This window comes from Aquabacterium soli (assembly GCF_003933735.1).
Classification (GTDB): domain Bacteria; phylum Pseudomonadota; class Gammaproteobacteria; order Burkholderiales; family Burkholderiaceae_C; genus Aquabacterium; species Aquabacterium soli.
Window position 1 is genome coordinate 209,503 of record NZ_RSED01000005.1, and the last position, 18,207, is coordinate 227,709.

Here is an 18,207-nt window from a genome sequence, read left to right on the forward strand (position 1 = left end):
GAAGGGGCTCAGACCGGCGCGTGGTTCACCATCCGCGTGATCGGCTTGAGTGCCCCCGCATGCAGGCGGCTGTGCTCCACCAGCATGGCCTCGAACGCGTCTTCCTTCATCGGCCGACCCAGGTGGTAGCCCTGGGCCTCGTCGCATCCATGGTCCTTCAGGAAGGCCAACTGCTCTTCGTTCTCGACCCCTTCGGCCACGATGCCCACGTTCAATCGGTGCGCCATCGCGATCAGCGCGGCGGCCAGGCGGCAATCGCCTTCTGACTGCGGCACGGCCATCAGGAAGCTGCGGTCCAGCTTGAAGCGGTCCACCGGCAGCTCGCGCAGGTAGCCGAAGCTGGAATAGCCCACGCCGAAGTCATCGATGGCGATGCTCACGCCCAGTGAGCGCAGCTGCGTGAGGATGTCGGCGGCGCGCAGCGATTCGCGCACCACCACGGTCTCGGTGATCTCCAGCTCCAGCATCGTGGGCGGCAGGCCGGTCTCGGTCAGCACGCGGGCCACGGTATTGGCGATGTCGGTGTGCTCCAGCTGCACGGCCGACAGGTTCACGGCGATGCGCAAGGGCCAGCCGGTGCGCAGGTGCCAGGCCTGGGCCTTGCGGCACGATTCGCGCAGCACCCACTCGCCCATGGGCACGATCAGGCCGGTCTCTTCGGCGAAGGGGATGAAGTCCATCGGCGGCACCAGCTTGCCATCGTGCTCCCAGCGCAGCAGGGCCTCGGCACCGATGATCTGGCCGCTGGCGCAGTCGAACTGGGGCTGGAAGTGCAGGCGCAGCTCGTCGCGTTCGAGCGCCTTGTACAGGTCGTTCTCCAGCACCAGCTTGTCGGCCGTGGGGGATTCGAGCTGGTCGCTGTACACCTGCACGCGGTTGCGGCCGTGGTTCTTGGCCTGGTACATGGCCAGGTCCGCGTGGCGCATCAGCGTGGCGGCATCGGTGCCGTGCGTGGGGTAGACCACCAGGCCGATGCTGGGCGTCAGGCGCAGCTCGTGCGGGCCCACGCGCAGCGGCTCATTGAACAGCTCCAGCACCTTGTGGGCCACGACCACGCCATCGTCCATCTGCGAGATCTGGGGCAGCAGCACGACGAACTCGTCGCCGCCCAGCCGCGCCACGATGTCGGAGGTGCGCATGGCGGTGCGCAGTCGGCGGCCCACTTCCAGGATCACGTTGTCGCCGACGTGGTGGCCCAGGGTGTCGTTGATCTTCTTGAAGCGGTCCAGGTCCAGGAACATCAGCGCCAGCGGTTGCTGATGGCGCTCGGCGTGCAGCACGGCGCTCTTGAGCTGCTCCTGCAGCATGTTGCGGTTGGGCAGGCCGGTCAGGGCATCGTGCTGGGCCTGGTGCTGCAGTTGCTGCTCGGCCTCGGTGCGGGCGCTGATGTCCTGCGCCATGGCCAGGTAGCCGTTCATGCGGCCCTGCTCATCGCGCAGTTCGGTCACCGACAGCTCGGCCATGATGCGCCGCCCGTCTGGGCGCAGCAGGGCCCATTCCTTGGGCACGCCGGCGGCGTCGCGCGCCAGGTGGGAGAACACCTGCACGTCCTTGATCTCGCGGTTCAGGCGCAGGCCCAGCAGGTGGGCGCGTTCGGTCACCTGCTCCGGATCGAAGAAGCGCTCGGTGGAGGCGCGGCCGACCAGCTCCTGTGCGGTACAGCCCAGCAGGGCCTCGCCGGCCGGGTTGATGGCCTGGACCACACCCTGGCGGTTGAGCACCAGGATGGCGTAGGGCGCGTGGTGCACGATCACGCGGCGCATCTCGTCGACCTCGTCGAGCTGGCGCTGTGCGGCCAGGGCGGCCTGCTCCGCTGCGTGTTGCTCGGTCAGGTCGCGCAGCACCATCACGTACTGGGTCTGCCCATCCAGCACCATGGGGCTGACGCTGAGCTCCAGCGGGAAGCGGTGGCCGTCCTGGCGCAGGCCCTGCAGGCGGCGGCTGACATCCATCACGCCCAGGCCCTGGGCCTGCAGGTAGCGGGCCATGTCGGCCTGGGGCGGGCAGCCTGGCGGGGCCGGGATCAGGCGGTCGATGTGGCAGGGGCTCAGCGCGATCTCTGGTGCATCCGGGCCGATGAAGATCATCTGCGCAGCATGGTTGCTGGACAGCACGGTGCCGCGCGGGTCCAGTGTGAGGATGGCATCGATGGTGCTGTCCATCACCTTGCTCAGGCGCCGCTCGTTGGTGCGGGCCTGGCGGCTGAGGTGTTCGGCCATCTCGGCCGCCTGGCGCTGTTGCGTGCCGATGCCGCGGACGGCCCACCACAGGCCCAGGGTGCCCAGCAGGCCTGCGGCCAGCACCGACAGAGGATAAGGCTGCTGCCAGGCGCCCACGGGAGGGCGCGTGAGGGTGAGCGCCCAGCGGCGCCCCGCCACCTCGGTGAGTCGCCGACGGCGGTCGTCGGCATGCGGGGTGGCCGTGGGCTGGAAGGCCGTGGACGATTGACGGGCGCTGTCGAAGAGGGGCGCGGGGGCGGTGGAGGCGCCGCCAGTGGCCGGCCCCAGGTCCTGGATGTTCAGATGCCACTGATCCCAGGTGCTGGTGGGGATCACGGCTGCCACCAGTCGGTCGGCCTGGAAGGCGCCGCCCACCTGGCCCAAATAGGCCTGGCGGCGCTGTGCCACGGTGTCGATGGGCTGGTGGGCACGGTAGACGGGCAGGCGCACGACGAAGCCCTGGGCCTGCGCACCGCCCGACACCAGTTGCACCGGCCCCGAGCCCTGGGCCCGGGCCGTGTCGCGTGCCTGCTCCATCACCGCGCGGCGAATGGCCTCGAAGGCCTGGTCGTAGCCCAGCAGTCGGGTGTTGCCATCGGGCGGCTCCACGAAGACCACAGGCAGGTAGCTGGCGCGCTCGCCCGGCGGGTGAATGCTGTAGCCGGGATGTGGCCCATCGGCGCGCATCCCGGCCTCGAAGCGGGCCTTGTCGGCATGGGGCACCAGGCGGGCGAACTGCACCGCGATCAGGGCCGGGTAGCCCTCCTTCGCATAGGCCAGTTCATGCAGGCGGCGAAAGGCCGCGCGGTCGACCTGGTCCGAGGCCACGAAGGCCGACTGGAAGCTGCGCAGCAGGTCCAGGTGGTGGTTGACCGAGGCCGCCAGGCGTTCGGCCTTGTCGCGCGATGTGTTCTCGAACAGCACGTCGGCCGTGCGCTGAACCTCGTGCGCGGCATGGCTCCAGCCGAGCACGCTCAACACCGCCCCACCGATCAGAGAGATCCAGGACAGTGCGATCCAGCGTCGAGACCATCGGGCAACCTGCCCGGGCGTTTGATTCATGCCTGACGTTCCACACGGCGAAAAGGGGCGGATTCAGAATGCCTGAGTCCACTGTACCCATATCGGTGCGGTGCAGAACAGTCTTGAGCAGGCAGGGCGGGGGAGCGCCCTGCCGCGGTGCGATTTCAGGCCGGAGCGTGAAGATTGTCTGCTTTGAACGTGCTGCGCTCTTGCGCATGCTGAACCAGCAGGGCCTCGAACGCATCGTCCTTCATCGGTCGGCCCAGGTGGTAGCCCTGGGCTTCATCACAGCCGTGATCGCGCAGGAAGGCGTTCTGCTCTTCCGTCTCGACGCCCTCGGCCACGATGCCCACCTCCAGGCGGTGCGCCATCGCGATCAGGGCGGCGGCCAGCCGGCTGTCGCCCTCGGATTGCGGCACCGCGCTCAGGAAGCTGCGGTCCAGCTTGAAGCGGTCCACCGGCAGTTCGCGCAGGTAGGCGAAGCTGGAGTAGCCCACGCCGAAGTCGTCGATGGCGATGCCCACGCCCAGGGCGCGCAACTCGGTCAGGATGTCGGCGGCGCGCAGCGATTCGCGCACCACCACGCTTTCGGTGATCTCCAGCTCCAGGGCGGTGGCGGGCAAGCCGGTCTCGTGCAGGGCCTGGGCCACGGTCGCGGTGATGTCGGCCTGGTCCAGCTGCACGGCCGAGAGGTTCACGGCGATGCGCAGCGGCCAGCCGGTCCTGCTGCGCCAGGCCTGGGCCTTGGCGCAGGCCTCGCGCAGCACCCAGGCACCCATCTCGACGATGAGGCCGGATTCTTCGGCCAGCGGGATGAATTCGGCCGGCGACACCAGCTTGCCCTTGTGCTCCCAGCGCAGCAGCGCCTCGGCCCCGGTGATCTGGCCAGTGGCGCAGTCGAATTGGGGCTGGTAGTGCAGGCGCAGCTCGTTGCGCTCGAGCGCCTTGTACAGGTCGTTCTCCAGCACCAGGGTGTCGGCCGTGGGCGACTCCATCTGGTCGCCGTAGACCTGGATGCGGTTGCGGCCGTTGTTCTTGGCGCGGTACATGGCCAGGTCGGCGTGGCGCATCAGGGTGATGGCATCGCTGCCGTGCTGGGGGTAGATCACCAGGCCCACGCTGGGCGTGACGCGCAGCTCGTGCGGGCCCACGCGCAGCGGCTCGGTGAACAGGTCCAGCACCTTCTGCGCCACACGCTCGCCATCGCCTTCTTCGGCGATCTGCGGCAGCAGGATCACGAACTCGTCGCCGCCCAGGCGGGCCACGATGTCGGAGGTGCGCATGGCCGAGCGCAGGCGGCGCGCCACCTCGATCAGCACGCTGTCGCCGATGTGGTGGCCCAGGCTGTCGTTGATCTTCTTGAAGCGGTCCAGGTCCAGGAACATCAGGGCCATGGCATGGCCGCCGCGGTCGGCCGCCACCATCGAGGCCTTGAGCTGGTCCTGCAGCATGTTGCGGTTGGGCAGGGCCGTCAGCGCATCGTGCATGGCCATGTGCTGCAGCTGGTTCTCGGCCTCGCGGCGCAGGGTCACGTCCTGCGCCATGGCCAGGTAGCCTGTCAGGTTGCCCATCTCGTCGCAGAGTTCGGTCACGCTGATTTCGGCCACCAGGGGGCGGCCGTCGGCGCGGATCAGCGTCCATTCGCTGGGCAGGCCCGGCGACTCTTCGGCCAGGTGTGTCAGCACGTTCAGTTCGGTGACGGGCTGGTTCAGCCGCAGGGCCAGCATGTGCGCGCGTTCGGAGACCTCGTTCGGGTCGAAGAAGCGCTGCGTGGTGTTCTGGCCCATCAACTCGTTGAGCCGGTAGCCCAGCAGGGCTTCGCCGGCGGGGTTCACCGTCTGGATGATGCCATGGCGGTTGAGCATCAGGATGGCGTAGGGCGCGTGGTGCACGATCACGCGGCGCATCTCGTCGACCTCGTTGAGCTGGCGCTGCGCCTCGAGCACGGCCATCTCGGCGGCGGCCTGATCGCTCAGGTCGCGCACGATGCCGATGTACTGCGTCACGCCGTCCTGCTCCATCGTGCTGATGGCCAGGTCCACGGGGAAGCGCTGGCCATTGGCGCGCCGGCCTTCGGCACGGCGTCCCAGGCCGATCAGTCCCACGTGCTGCGTCTTCAGGAAAGTGTCCACGGAGTGGCCCTGCCCGGCGTCTTCGACGGCGGCGGGAACCAGCAGGCTCAGGTGCTGCCCCACCATGGCAATCTCGCCGTGGCCGAAGATGCGGCACAGCGCCTGGTTGACGCTGATGATGTGGCCGTCTTCGCCGATCACGATGATCCCGTCCACGGTGTGGTCGACCACCGAGCGCAGCTGCTGCTCGCTGTCGCGGGCCTTGCGGCTGATCTCCATGGCCATCTGCGCGGCCAGGTGGTGGCGGCTGGCTGCCCCGCGGATGGCCCACCACAGGCCCACCGAGGCCAGCACACCGGCCATCAGCAGGGCCAGCGGGTAGGGTTGCAGGGCCTGGTTGACGGTGGGTTGCGCGAAGCTGACCTGCCATCGCCGCCCGGCCACATCGACCTGGTAGTCGCGGGTGTCCGCCGCCAGGGCACTGGCCTGGGCGTTGAAGTAGGCCTGGCCGTGTGCGGCACTGTCGAACAGCGCAATGGCGCTGCCCGCGGGCTGATCGGCGTCGCCCAGGTCCGTCACGCGCCATTGCAGTTGGCGCCAGCGGTCGGCCGGGAGCACCTGGCGCATCAGGTCGGAGGCGCGAAACACGCCGGTGATCTGGCCCAGGTAGGCCTGGCGCCTGGCGGCCCGGCTGTCCAGGTTGCCCATGGACGCGTAGACAGGCAGGCGGATCACGAAACCGGTCCTGTCCGTGTCCAGCTGCACCAGGGGTACGGGGGTGGACACCACCACCTTGCCGCTGTCGCGGGCGGCTTCCAGGCTGGCGCGGCGCTGGGCATCGCCCGCGATGTCGAAGCCCATGGCCTTTTCATTGCCGACCAGCGGTTCGGTGTACTTCACCGCCACGTAGTTGGGGCGGGTACCGGCGGGGTGGATGGCGTAGTCGGGGTAGCCGGCCGGGTGGACGCTGTGGTCGGCCCTCACGGCGGCTTCAAACTCGGCCTTGCGGGCCTGGGGCACCAGTTCGGCGAACTGGATGGCCATCAGCGCCTGGTAGTCGGCGCTCTTGCGCAGCGTGACGTAGCGGTTGTGGAAGGCGGCCCGGCTCACGTCGCCATTGACCAGGTACATGGCCTGGAAGCTGCTGAGCAGGTCGATGTAGCGGTCGATCTGGCGCTGCAGCGCAGCCACCTGATCCTGGGTGTCATGCCGGAAAGCCAGTTCTGCCTGCGCGCGCAATTGCACCGCCGTGCGTTGCCACATCAGCATGCTGGCGCACAGCCCCAGCACGAGCACCACCCACGCACCTCGTTTCAGCCACGCGGATTCGGTTTTTGCCTTGTTGATCTCTGACTGCATCCAGCGCCCTTGTAAGTCCCGGTGCCGTCGAAGCCGACGGCCGGGGCCTTACGAGTTATCGGATGCCTGGTCGAGATGTTGACTGGGATAAGGTGGCAATACATCACGCTTATCCGAGGAAATGTCAGCCTGGTCTTGCCCCACCTGGCGCCATGGCCATCAGACGGGCGACACGTTCCTCAGTCGCCGGGTGGGTGGAGAACAGGCCGCGCAGGCCGCCGGCGGACAGCGGGTTCATGATCATCATCTGCGCGGTCTCGGGGTGGCGCTCGGCCGCCTCCAGCGGGATGCCCTGGGCGTAGCGGTGGATCTTCTCGAGCGCGCTGGCCAGGGCCTGCGGGTCGCCGCTGATCTCGGCGCCGCCACGGTCGGCCTCGAACTCGCGGGCACGGCTGATGGCCATCTGGATCAGGCTGGCCGCCAAGGGCGCCAGGATGGCCACGGCGATGCCAGCGATCGGGTTGGCCGGGCGGCCTTCGGAATCGCGGCCACCGAAGAACATCGCGAAGTTGGCCAGCATCGAGATGGCACCGGCCATGGTGGCGCTGATGGTGCTGATCAGGATGTCACGGTGCTTCACGTGGGCCAGTTCGTGTGCCATCACGCCGCGCAGTTCGCGCTCGCTGAGCACCTGCATGATGCCGGTGGTCGCGGCCACGGCCGCGTTCTCCGGGTTGCGACCGGTGGCGAAGGCGTTGGGCGCATTCTCGTTGATCAGGTACACGCGGGGCATGGGCAGGTTGGCCTTGGTGGCCAGCTCCTGGACCATGGCGTAAAAGCGCGGCGCGGTGGTGGCGTCCACCTCGCGGGCGTTGTACATCTTCAGCACCATCTTGTCCGAAAACCAGTAGCTGAAGAAGTTCATGCCCAGTGCCACGACGAGCGCCAGCATCATGCCGGAACGGCCTCCGATCAGGCCGCCGATGGCCATGAAGAGGGCGGTGATCGCCGCCATCAGGATGGCGGTTTTCATCATGTTGAACATAAGGCGGGCTCCTTTGGCGAAGCCGATGAACCGCCACATGGCGGCACCGGGATAGATGCGGGCGGGCTTGAGAAGTTCAAGCTCGGTTCAGGTTTTGTTCAGTCTGGCATGCGGAAGCTGGGCCAGCGCCGAACAGGTTGTCAGGCCAGGTGGGCGGGCAGCGTACCGATGGCCTGCAGCGCATCGCGTGTCATCACGCGTTTGCCGCCGGGGCGTTGCAGGGTATGCAAGGCCAGAGCCTGCTCACCGCAGGCCACGATCAGCGTGTCGCCCTGGGCATGCAGCACCTCGCCCGGCGCGCCGCTGGCGGGCACCACACTGGTGCGCCACAGCTTCACGGTTTCGCCATTCAAGGCGAAGGTGGCGCCAGGGAAGGGGTCGAAGGCTCTCACGCGGCGCTCGATCACGGCGGCGGGCAGGCGCCAGTCGATCGCGGCCTCGGCCTTTTCGATCTTGTGCGCGTAGGTGATGCCTTCGACCGGCTGGGGCGTCGGTGTGAAGCCACCGCAGGCAGCCAGTTCCAGGGCTTCGATGATCAGGCGGCCGCCCAGCGTGGCCAGCCGGTCGTGCAGGGTGGCTGTGGTGTCCTCGGGGCGGATCGTTTCGCGTTCGATCAGCAGCATGTCGCCGGTGTCCAGCCCTTGGTCCATCTGCATGATGGTGATGCCGGTGGCCTCGTCGCCGGCCTCGATGGCGCGGTGGATGGGGGCGGCACCGCGCCAGCGCGGCAGCAGCGAGGCATGGATGTTCAGGCAGCCCAGGCGGGGCAGCTGCAGCGTCCAGCGCGGCAGGATCAGGCCATAGGCGGCTACCACCATCACGTCGGCGTTCACCGATTCGAGCAAGGTCTTGGCCGCTGCGGCTTCATCCGGATACTTGCCGTCGAGTTTGAGACTGTGCGGCTGCGCCACCTCGATCCCATGGTCGAGCGCGAACTGCTTGACCGGCGAGGCCTGCAGCTTCATGCCGCGCCCGGCCGGGCGGTCAGGTTGGGTCAGCACCAGCGGGATCTGGAATCCGGCGGTGTGCAGCGCGGCCAGGGCCTCGCGGGCGAACTCCGGTGTGCCGGCAAAGACGACTTTCATCTGGGGATCAGGCTGGCTCGTCTTCGCGCGAGCGCTTTTGCAGCTTGCTCTTGATGCGGTTGCGCTTGAGCGCCGAGAGGTATTCCACGAACACCTTGCCCATCAGGTGGTCCAGCTCGTGCTGCACGCACACCGACAGCAGGTCGTCGTCGGCATCGAACTCGTAGGGCTGACCGTCGCGGCCCAGCGCCCGCACGCGCACGCGGGCATGGCGCTCGACCTTGTCGTAGATGGTGGGCACCGACAGGCAGCCTTCCTCCCACACGATCATCTCGTCGCTGCGCCCGATGATCTCGGGGTTGATCAGCACGCGTGGGTCGTTGCGCTCTTCGCTGGTGTCGATCACGACCACGCGCTCGTGCACATCGACCTGGGTGGCGGCCAGGCCCACGCCCTTGGCCTCATACATGGTCTCGAGCATGTCGTCCACCAGTTGCCGGATGCGGTCATCCACCTGCGCCACGGGCTTGGCCACCTTGTGCAGGCGCGGGTCGGGGTAGCGAAGAATGGTCAGCAGGGCCATGGTGATCAGCCTGAAACAGAACGGGTCGTGTGGAATCGATGCAACGCCGGGGCCGGGTAGACCTGCCGCGGCGGAGGGCCGCCACGGTAACACAGGGCAACCCGCGTTGCCGCAGCTTGCAATTTACGGGCAGAATCCAGCGATCATTGACCGGATTGTGCCGAATCTCCCGGATCCGCGCTGAAACCAGTGCTTCCCCGCGTGTGCATTCTGCTGGCATCCGGGCGTCGAACGTGGGTGTCGGGAGGACGACTTGGAGACTGTTTTGAAGACACGCAATGCCCTGTCCATGGCCAAGGCGATCGGAGTGCTGGCGCTGACGGGAGGCGTGGCCCAGGCCGTGTTTGCCCAGGCCGCGCCCAATTTCCCGATCACCTCGCAACAGAAGGCCACCGCCAGCCAGGTGGCCGAGGCCGGGGTGCCGCTGTCCGAACTGGCGCCCAACGCGCCGGATTCCTACACCGTGCGGCGTGGCGACACGCTGTGGGCCATCTCGGGGCTGTTCCTCAAGCGGCCCTGGCGCTGGCCAGAGCTGTGGGGCATGAACCTGCAGCAGATCCGCAACCCCCACCTGATCTTCCCGGGCCAGATTCTTTACCTGGACAAGTCCAGTGGGCGCGCCCGTCTGCGCCTGGGCCAGCCACTGGGGCCCAATGGCGACGCCCGCCTCTCGCCGCGCGTGCGTGAGAGCGATCCCAACGACGCCATCACCACGGTGCCCGTGCACCTCCTGGAGCCCTTCTTCAACGAGGCGGTCATCTTCAATGACAGCAACGAGTTGCTGACGGCGCCGCGTGTCGTGGCCACCCAAGAGGGGCGCGTGATCGTGTCGCGAGGCGAGACGGCCTACATTCGTGGCGACACCCGCGGCCGCAACGAGTTCCGCCTGTTCCGAGAGCCCAAGCCTTTGCGCGACCCCGCCACGCAGGAGGTGCTGGGTTACGAGGCCGTGTATGTCGGGGCTGCCGAACTGGTGCGGCCGGGCGCAGAGGGCACCGGGGCCGATGGCAAAGCCCTCGTCATCCCATCGACCATCAGCATCACGAGCACCCGCCAGGAAGTCATGATCGGCGACCGACTGGCGCCGGTCCCCCCGCGCGATTTTGACACCGCCGTGCCGCATGCACCCAAGGAAGAGATCTCGGGTCAGATCGCTTCGCTGTATGGTGAGGCGCTCACGGCAGGCCAGAGCCAGATCGTCTCCCTCAACCGGGGCACGGCCGATGGCATCGAGCGCGGGCACGTGCTGGCGCTGTGGCGTGATGGCCGCATCATCAAGGACACTGCGCCCGGTGCCGACAAGGCCACCCTCAAGCTGCCCGACGAGCGCCATGGCCTGCTCTATGTGTTCCGCACTTTCGAGCGCATGTCCTATGCGCTGATCCTGCAGGTGCAGGAGCCTGTCAAGACGGGCGACCGTTTCACGCAGCCCTGAGCCTGCTTTCCTCCTGATCGGCCTTTGCCATCCCCGCCACGGCGGTGGTGCAAAGGCCTTTTCATCAACCGCAGTACCGTTTGAATCGGCTCCCATGGGGCTGGCTTGTCGTGAACCTGACGTTGGATGAACTGAGGGCCTGGCTGCGCCTGACCCTGACGCCCCGCCTCGGTCCCGCCTCTGCGCGCACACTGCTGGCCGCCCTGGGATCGCCCCAGGGTGTTTTCGAGGCCGGCCCGGCGGCCTGGGCAGAACTGCTGCCCACCCGTGAGTCCAAGGGCCTGCTCACCGAGCCCGAGAACCTGGCCGAGCATACCGAGCGCGCCTGGACCTGGCTGCACGGGTCTGAACAGGCTGGCGCAGCGGATGCGGGCCGAGCGGTCCTGTCGCTGGCCGATCCCCGCTACCCGCAGGCCTTGCTGCAGGCCACCGATCCGCCCTTGCTGCTGTTTGCCCAGGGACGTCTTGGACTGCTGCAGGCCCCGGCCATCGCCATCGTGGGCAGCCGCCACCCGACCGAGCAGGGGCGGGACAACGCGCGCGCTTTCGCCCAGGCCTTCAGCGAAGCGGGCCTGACCGTGGTGTCCGGCCTGGCCGACGGCGTGGATGGCGCGGCGCATGAGGGCGCCCTGCAGGCCCTGTCTGCGGCGGGCGAGGGCGCAGGCAGCACCATCGCCGTGGTCGGCACGGGCCTGGACCGCGTCTACCCCCGCAAGCACCATGACCTGGCGCACCGCATCGCCATGCACGGCGCGGTGGTGGGCGAGTGCCTGCTGGGTACGCCGCCGCTGGCGCAGAACTTCCCCAGGCGCAACCGCATCGTGGCAGGCCTCACGCGTGGCACCCTGGTGGTGGAGGCGGCGGTGCAGTCGGGCTCGCTGATCACGGCGCGCCTGGCCGCCGAGATGGGGCGCGAGGTCTTCGCCATCCCGGGCTCGATCCATGCGCCGCAGGCACGGGGCTGCCATGCCCTGATCAAGCAGGGCGCCAAACTGGTGGAGACCGCGCAGGACGTGATGGACGAGCTGCAGTGGGGCCTCCATGGGGCCCGCTCTATCGGCGCCTCCGGGCCGGAGGGGTTGTCGCACGGTGGCGATGACAATGCCGAAGACGCCGTGCTGACCGCCATGGCCTACGACCCCGTTGGGCTGGACGCCCTGTGTGCGCGCACAGGGCTCAGTCCGGCCGACCTGGGCGTGCGCCTGCTGGAGCTGGAGCTGGACGGGCGCGTGGCGCGCCTGCCGGGCCAGCTGTTCCAGCGCCGGGCCGCGGCCTGAGCGGGGCACCGCGGTCGGTGGTACAACCGCCGCATGCACCCGACGTTGCACACCGACTTCCTGGGCCTGGTTCCGTACGAGCCCACCTATGCCGCGATGCGCGAGTTCACCGAATCGCGCACGTCCGACACCCCCGACCAGCTGTGGATCTGTTCGCACCCGCCCGTCTTCACGCAAGGGCTGGCAGGACAGGCCGGCCACGTGCTGCTCAACCCGGAGGGGCCTGACCACATCCCGGTGGTGCAGAGCAACCGGGGCGGCCAGGTCACCTACCACGGTCCGGGCCAGGTGGTGGGCTATCCGCTGCTGGATCTGCGCCGCCGCGGCTACTTCGTCAAGGAGTACGTGCACCGCATCGAAGAGGCGGTGATCCGCACGCTGGCACCCTTGGGCGTCACCGGTCATCGCCTGGCGGGGGCGCCGGGCATCTACGTGCGGCTCGATGATCCGGGGGCGCATGCTGCCTTGAATGATCCGCCCGACCCGCGCGATCCCTTCAAAGGCCTGGGCAAGATCGCCGCCCTGGGCATCAAGGTGACCCGGCACTGCACCTACCACGGCGTGTCATTGAATGTCGCGATGGACCTGTCGCCCTACGGCCGCATCAACCCCTGCGGCTATGCTGGCCTGCGCACGGTGGACCTGGCCACGCTGGGCGTGCAGGCCGATCCGGACGAGGTGGCCCGCCTGCTGGCCGCCAAGCTGGAGACCTGGCTGGCGCGTTGAACGGCGCGTATTGTGGAAGTCCACACGTCCGGCAGGCTTGGGCGTTCCCCCGCCCGCAGGCCCGATCAGCTACAGTGACGGTTCGGGCCCACAGTATCCGCGCCGTCCCCGCGGGCGGCCCGAGCGATGCCATGTCCACGAACCTGAACGATCCCGCGCCCGTCCCCGTCGAGTCCTACGACCCCTCCGCCAAGCAGAAGGCCCAGGCCAAGACGGCACGCATCCCCATCAAGATCGTGCCCGCCGGCGAGGTGCTGAAAAAGCCCGACTGGATCCGCGTCAAGGCCGGCTCGCCCAACACCCGCTACTACGAGATCAAGCAGATACTGCGCGAGCACAAACTGCACACGGTCTGCGAAGAGGCGTCGTGCCCGAACATCGGCGAGTGCTTCGGCAAGGGCACGGCCACCTTCATGATCATGGGCGACAAGTGCACCCGCCGCTGCCCCTTCTGCGACGTGGGCCACGGCCGCCCCGATCCGCTCGATGTGAACGAGCCGGCGAACCTGGCCAAGACCATCGCCGCGCTCAAGCTCAGCTACGTCGTGATCACCAGTGTCGATCGAGATGACCTGCGCGACGGCGGTGCCGGCCACTTCGTCGAGTGCATCGAGCGCGTGCGCGAACTCAGCCCCCTCACGCGCATCGAGATCCTCACGCCCGATTTCCGTGGCCGCATGGACCGCGCGCTGGAGATCCTCAAGGCCGCGCCGCCCGATGTGATGAACCACAACCTCGAGACGGTGCCGCGCCTGTACAAGGAGGCTCGTCCGGGCTCCGACTACCAGTACAGCCTGAACCTGCTCAAGCGCTTCAAGGAATTCGCGCCGCACGTGCCCACCAAGAGCGGCCTGATGCTGGGCCTGGGCGAGACGGATGACGAAATCCTGCAGGTCATGCGCGACATGCGCGAGCACGGCATCGACATGATCACCATCGGCCAGTACCTGGCCCCCAGCGGGCACCACCTGCCGGTGCGCCGCTACGTGCACCCGGACACCTTCAAGATGTTCGAGCGCGAGGCCGAGGCCATGGGCTTTGTCCACGCCGCGGTAGGCGCCATGGTGCGCAGCAGCTACCACGCGGATGAGCAGGCAGCACAGGCGGGCGTGCGGTCGTCATGACCGTCCGCATGCCACTGCTGTTCTCTGGTTCACTGTGCCAGGTTTGACGATCCGCGCGCCAGCTCGATGAAGGCCCTCAGGTAGTCGATGTCGATGTCCGTCTCGCGTGCGCCCAGGAAGATCTGCTTGGCGATGCCGCGAGGGCCCAGGCGCACGGCCGCGACGTCCAGCTTGTCGGCATACTCATTGGCGAGCCAGCGGGGCAAGGCGGCCACCCCTCGGCCACTGGCCACCATCTGCAGCATGATGTCGGTGGTCTCGATGGCCTTGTGGCGCCTGGGGCTCACGCCGGCGGGCATGAGGAACTGCGTGTAGATGTCCAGCCGGTCGGTGGCCACGGGGTAGGTGATCAGCACCTCATCCGACAGTTGCTTGGGCTTGATGTGGTTGGCTCCGGCCAGGGGGTGGTCGCGTGCCACGACCAGCACCTGCTCGTAATCGAACACCGGCTCGAAGTGCAGGCCGGGCTTGTAGAGCGGATCGGGGGTCACCAGCAGGTCGATCTCGTAGCCGAACAGGGCGCCGATGCCGCCGAACTGGAACTTCTGCTTCACGTCCACATCGACATCGGGCCAGACCGCCAGATAAGGCGACACGATCTTGAGCAGCCACTGGTAGCAGGGGTGGCATTCCATGCCGATGCGCAAGGTGCCGCGCTCGCCTTGAGCGAACTGGCGCAGCCGCTCTTCGGCAAGATCCAGCTGGGGCAGCACACGATTGGCCACGGCCAGAACGTACTGGCCCGCCTGGGTCAGCCGAAGGCTGCGCCCTTCGCGCAGCCAGATGTCGATGCCCAACTGCTGCTCCAGCTTCTTCATGCTGTGGCTGAGGGCCGATTGGGTCAGGCACAGCACGGCCGCCGCAGCCGTCAGCGAGCCCTGTTTTTCGACCTCCTGCACGATGGTCAGGTGCATGCGCTCCAACATGATCTATGAGTCATATTGATGGATTATTGAATTAATACCATTTTACTTCATGGGATGCCTTGCGTAATCTCGCGGCCATCGTTGATTCCCTGAGGCTCCTCATGACCACCACGCACAACCTGGGCTTTCCCCGCATCGGCGCCAAGCGCGAACTGAAGTTCGCCCTGGAGTCCTACTGGAAAGGCCAATCCAGCCGCGACGAGCTCAAGGCGCTGGGCGCGCAATTGCGCCAATGCCACTGGGAGAACCAATCGGGTCTGGACCTCGTGCCCGTGGGCGATTTCGCCTTCTACGACCAGATGCTGGACATGAGCTTCACGCTGGGCAACCTGCCCGAACGCGTGCGTGGTTTCCAGGGGGACCCGCTCGACAACTACTTCCGCGTGGCCCGCGGCCGCTCGGCCCAGAACGCCGAGGCCCATGCCGCCTGCTGCGGTGGCGGCGTGGCCGCGGGCGAGATGACCAAGTGGTTCGATACCAACTACCACTACATCGTGCCGGAGTTCACGGCCTCCACCACCTTCAAGCTGGACGCCACCCGCCTGCTGGACCAACTGGCTGAAGCCCGCGCTCAAGGTGTCAAGGCCAAGCCGGTGATCATCGGCCCGGTGACCTACCTGGCCTTGGGCAAGGCCAAGGACCAGACCAGGGGCGATGCCGACAAGCTGGCGCTGTTGGAGCGCCTGCTGCCCGTGTACGCCGAACTGCTGGACACGCTGGCCGCGCAAGGCGTGGAATGGGTGCAGATCGACGAGCCCATCCTGGTGACCGAACTCGACGCCGACTGGAAGCATGCGTTCAACACCGCCTACCACCAGCTCAAGGCCAGCAAGGTGAAACTGCTGCTGGCCACCTACTTCGGGCAACTGCAGGAGAACCAGCATCTGGCCGCCAACCTGCCGGTGGCCGGACTGCACATCGACGCCATCAACGGCCGCGACGATGTCCAACCCCTGCTGAACCTGCTGCCTTCGCACAAGGTGCTGTCCCTGGGCGTGATCAACGGCCGCAACATCTGGAAGACCGACCTGGCCGCCGTGCTCGACTGGGTCGAGCCCCTGGCCGATCGCCTGGGCGAGCGCCTGTGGATCGCCCCGTCTTGCTCGCTGCTGCATGTGCCGGTGGACCTGGACAGCGAAGTCAAGCTGGATGCCGACGTGAAGTCGTGGCTGGCCTATGCGCTGCAGAAGCTGGATGAACTGAAGGTGCTGGCCGCCGCCCTCAACAACGGCCGTGCTTCGGTCAAGGCCGAGCTGGAGGCCAACCAGGCCGCCATCGCTGCTCGCCGCACCTCGCCTCGCGTGAACAACCCGGTTGTGAAGGCCGCCGTGGCCACGCTGGATGCGGCCCTGGGCCAGCGCCAGAGCGTCTATGGCCAGCGCTCACCCAAGCAGGCGGCCTTGCTGAAGCTGCCGGCCTACCCCACCACCACCATCGGCTCCTTTCCGCAGACGTCCGACATCCGCCATGCCCGCAGCGAGTACAAGGCTGGTCGCCTGGATGAAGCCGGTTACCAGGCCGCCATGAAGGCCGAGATCGAGCGCAGCGTGCGCGAGCAGGAAGCGCTGGACCTGGACGTGCTGGTGCACGGTGAGGCTGAGCGCAACGACATGGTCGAGTACTTCGGTGAGCAACTCGATGGCTACGCCTTCAGCCAGTTCGGCTGGGTGCAGTCCTATGGTTCACGCTGCGTGAAGCCGCCCATCCTGTTCGGTGACATCAGCCGTCCCAAGGCGATGACGGTGGAATGGATCAAGTACGCCGCCTCGCTGACCAAGCGCCCCATGAAGGGCATGCTCACGGGCCCCGTCACCATCCTGAACTGGTCCTTCGTGCGGGACGACCAGCCCAGGTCGGTGTCGTGCTACCAACTGGCCCTGGCCATCCGCGAAGAGGTGCTGGACCTGGAGAAGGCCGGCATCCGCGTGATCCAGATCGACGAGGCCGCCCTGCGCGAAGGTCTGCCGCTGCGCAAGGCCCAGTGGCAGACCTACCTGGACTGGGCCGTCGAATCCTTCCGCATCGCCGCCAACGGTGTGGAAGACGAAACCCAGATCCACACGCACATGTGCTATTCGGAGTTCAACGACATCATCCAATCCATCGCGGACATGGATGCCGACGTGATCACCATCGAGACCTCGCGCTCGGACATGGAGCTGCTGGACGCGTTTGAAAACTTCCAGTACCCCAACGAGATCGGCCCAGGCGTATACGACATCCACTCGCCGAACATCCCGACGCAGGGCCACATCGAACAGCTGATGAAGAAGGCCGCCGAGCGCGTGCCCGCCGAGCGCCTGTGGGTGAACCCCGACTGCGGCCTCAAGACCCGCCAGTGGCCCGAGGTGATCCCGGCCCTGACCAACATGGTCGCCGCCGCGAAGGCCCTGCGCCAGGCCGCTTGAGAGGACGCCCTGGCGCGCGAGCCTGAGCCCAGGCTGATCGCGCGGGCATTTGGGCGATCGCGCCATGCCTCGACTTCGAGGCATGGCCGGCCCCCTCGCTATACTCTGGCGCCATCATGGGCCGACGACTGATCGCCACGCTGGCGAGCCTGATCCTGCTGTGCGCCGCCATTCTCGGGGTGGCATCGGCCCTGCGTGGCCCATGGGTCCAGGCGCCGATGTCGCTGGTGGCCGCGATCGACACCGCGGACGGCGTGTCCCTGGACGAAAGCGTCATGGACGATCTGCGCCCCAGCGCCCTGCAGGACGCACCGTCTTCCGGCGGGCTGATCGACCAGTTGCCGGCCTCGGTTTGGCCTGCCTGGGGCATGGCGAGCCGTGCTGCCGTTTGGGCTCGATCAGGCATGCCGCCATCGCTGCCCTGGCCCTACCTGGGGGCGCCGCTGCGCCCACCCTCGGCTGCTTGAACCTCGCCGTCGCACTGCCACTCGTGGGTGGCGCCGACCTCGTTGTTTTCAAGCCCAATTTTTCATGGACCACCTTTCCCCGCGGCCTGTTGTGCCGCAAGGGCGGCCGGCTGTCCGGCGCGCCGGCCTTGCTTGGCCTTTGATCCTGGCCCTGTGCGCCCTCTCGGCCTGCACGGATGGCTATCCGCCCACGCAGCGCGAACCTGTCGAGCCCCAGTTGATGAACACGCAGCAGTTGATCAATGCGCTCAACACCATGGGTCGGCGGGCGGCCGACGGCAACACGTGGACCTACCGGATGGGCCCGCGCTGTGAACTGCGCGTGAGCTCAGCAGGCCGAGCCGACGCTGTCAACGTCGTCCATCCGCTCAGCCAGGCCCGTTTCGACCTGGGCTACGACAAGTCACTGCCTGCCTTCGAGGTGCGCCTGCAGCGCCAGGACGACCACACACTGGCCTACCCGCCCTTGCTCAAGGCGACGGACTGGGCCGATGCGGTATTCGCGCGCAGCGTGCTCTGGCATCTGCAGCAGGATTGCGCCTGAGGCCCCAGGCCTTGCCCTGACTGGCGCTGGGGAC

General features: G+C 67.5%; 13 protein-coding genes. 7 read left to right on the forward strand and 6 right to left on the reverse strand.

All coding sequences use genetic code 11. The features are described 5' to 3' along the window. Positions 1 to 8: 8 nt before the first annotated feature. The 5 genes from EIP75_RS08115 to def form a co-directional block, all read right to left on the reverse strand. Positions 9 to 3,281 (reverse strand): bifunctional diguanylate cyclase/phosphodiesterase, encoded by a 3,273-nt coding sequence (locus EIP75_RS08115; protein ID WP_125242745.1) that lies wholly within the window; start codon positions 3,279 to 3,281, stop codon positions 9 to 11. A gap of 125 nt (positions 3,282 to 3,406) precedes the next feature. Further along, positions 3,407 to 6,673: a bifunctional diguanylate cyclase/phosphodiesterase gene (locus EIP75_RS08120; protein WP_125242746.1), complete on the reverse strand. Its 3,267-nt coding sequence runs from the start codon at positions 6,671 to 6,673 to the stop codon at positions 3,407 to 3,409. Positions 6,674 to 6,797: 124 nt separating this feature from the next. After that, on the reverse strand, positions 6,798 to 7,658 hold the full coding sequence (gene htpX, locus EIP75_RS08125) for a zinc metalloprotease HtpX (RefSeq protein ID WP_125242747.1): 861 nt from the start codon (positions 7,656 to 7,658) through the stop codon (positions 6,798 to 6,800). Between the two features lie 140 nt (positions 7,659 to 7,798). After that, positions 7,799 to 8,743 carry a methionyl-tRNA formyltransferase gene (gene fmt, locus EIP75_RS08130; RefSeq protein ID WP_125242748.1) on the reverse strand — a complete coding sequence of 315 codons (945 nt, stop codon included), beginning with the start codon at positions 8,741 to 8,743 and terminating at the stop codon, positions 7,799 to 7,801. A gap of 7 nt (positions 8,744 to 8,750) precedes the next feature. Further along, entirely contained in the window at positions 8,751 to 9,266 is a 516-nt protein-coding gene (def, locus tag EIP75_RS08135) for a peptide deformylase (RefSeq protein WP_125242749.1), read from the reverse strand. A gap of 289 nt (positions 9,267 to 9,555) precedes the next feature. Between def and EIP75_RS08140 the strand changes: the two genes are divergently transcribed. The 4 genes from EIP75_RS08140 (at position 9,556) to lipA (ending at position 13,828) form a co-directional block, all read left to right on the forward strand. After that, positions 9,556 to 10,701: a LysM peptidoglycan-binding domain-containing protein gene (locus EIP75_RS08140; RefSeq protein WP_125242852.1), complete on the forward strand. Its 1,146-nt coding sequence runs from the start codon at positions 9,556 to 9,558 to the stop codon at positions 10,699 to 10,701. A 116-nt stretch (positions 10,702 to 10,817) separates the two neighbouring features. After that, entirely contained in the window at positions 10,818 to 11,978 is a 1,161-nt protein-coding gene (gene dprA, locus EIP75_RS08145; RefSeq protein ID WP_125242853.1) for a DNA-processing protein DprA, read from the forward strand. Positions 11,979 to 12,011: 33 nt separating this feature from the next. Beyond that, positions 12,012 to 12,704, forward strand: coding sequence for a lipoyl(octanoyl) transferase LipB (lipB, locus tag EIP75_RS08150; RefSeq protein ID WP_125242750.1), 693 nt, complete (start codon positions 12,012 to 12,014; stop codon positions 12,702 to 12,704). Between the two features lie 131 nt (positions 12,705 to 12,835). Further along, positions 12,836 to 13,828 (forward strand): lipoyl synthase, encoded by a 993-nt coding sequence (gene lipA, locus EIP75_RS08155; protein ID WP_125242751.1) that lies wholly within the window; start codon positions 12,836 to 12,838, stop codon positions 13,826 to 13,828. Between the two features lie 29 nt (positions 13,829 to 13,857). Here the strand turns inward: lipA and EIP75_RS08160 are convergent, their stop codons facing one another. Next, the gene (locus tag EIP75_RS08160) at positions 13,858 to 14,754 is read right to left on the reverse strand and encodes a LysR family transcriptional regulator (RefSeq protein ID WP_125242752.1); all 897 of its coding nucleotides are present in this window, start codon (positions 14,752 to 14,754) and stop codon (positions 13,858 to 13,860) included. Between the two features lie 101 nt (positions 14,755 to 14,855). Between EIP75_RS08160 and metE the strand changes: the two genes are divergently transcribed. The 3 genes from metE to EIP75_RS08175 all read left to right on the forward strand — a co-directional run bounded on the left by metE (position 14,856) and on the right by EIP75_RS08175 (position 18,173). Next, on the forward strand, positions 14,856 to 17,162 hold the full coding sequence (metE, locus tag EIP75_RS08165) for a 5-methyltetrahydropteroyltriglutamate--homocysteine S-methyltransferase (RefSeq protein WP_125242753.1): 2,307 nt from the start codon (positions 14,856 to 14,858) through the stop codon (positions 17,160 to 17,162). 116 nt (positions 17,163 to 17,278) lie between these two features. Beyond that, positions 17,279 to 17,629 (forward strand): hypothetical protein, encoded by a 351-nt coding sequence (locus EIP75_RS08170; RefSeq protein WP_125242754.1) that lies wholly within the window; start codon positions 17,279 to 17,281, stop codon positions 17,627 to 17,629. 64 nt (positions 17,630 to 17,693) lie between these two features. After that, on the forward strand, positions 17,694 to 18,173 hold the full coding sequence (locus EIP75_RS08175; RefSeq protein WP_125242755.1) for a hypothetical protein: 480 nt from the start codon (positions 17,694 to 17,696) through the stop codon (positions 18,171 to 18,173). Positions 18,174 to 18,207: the final 34 nt, after the last annotated feature.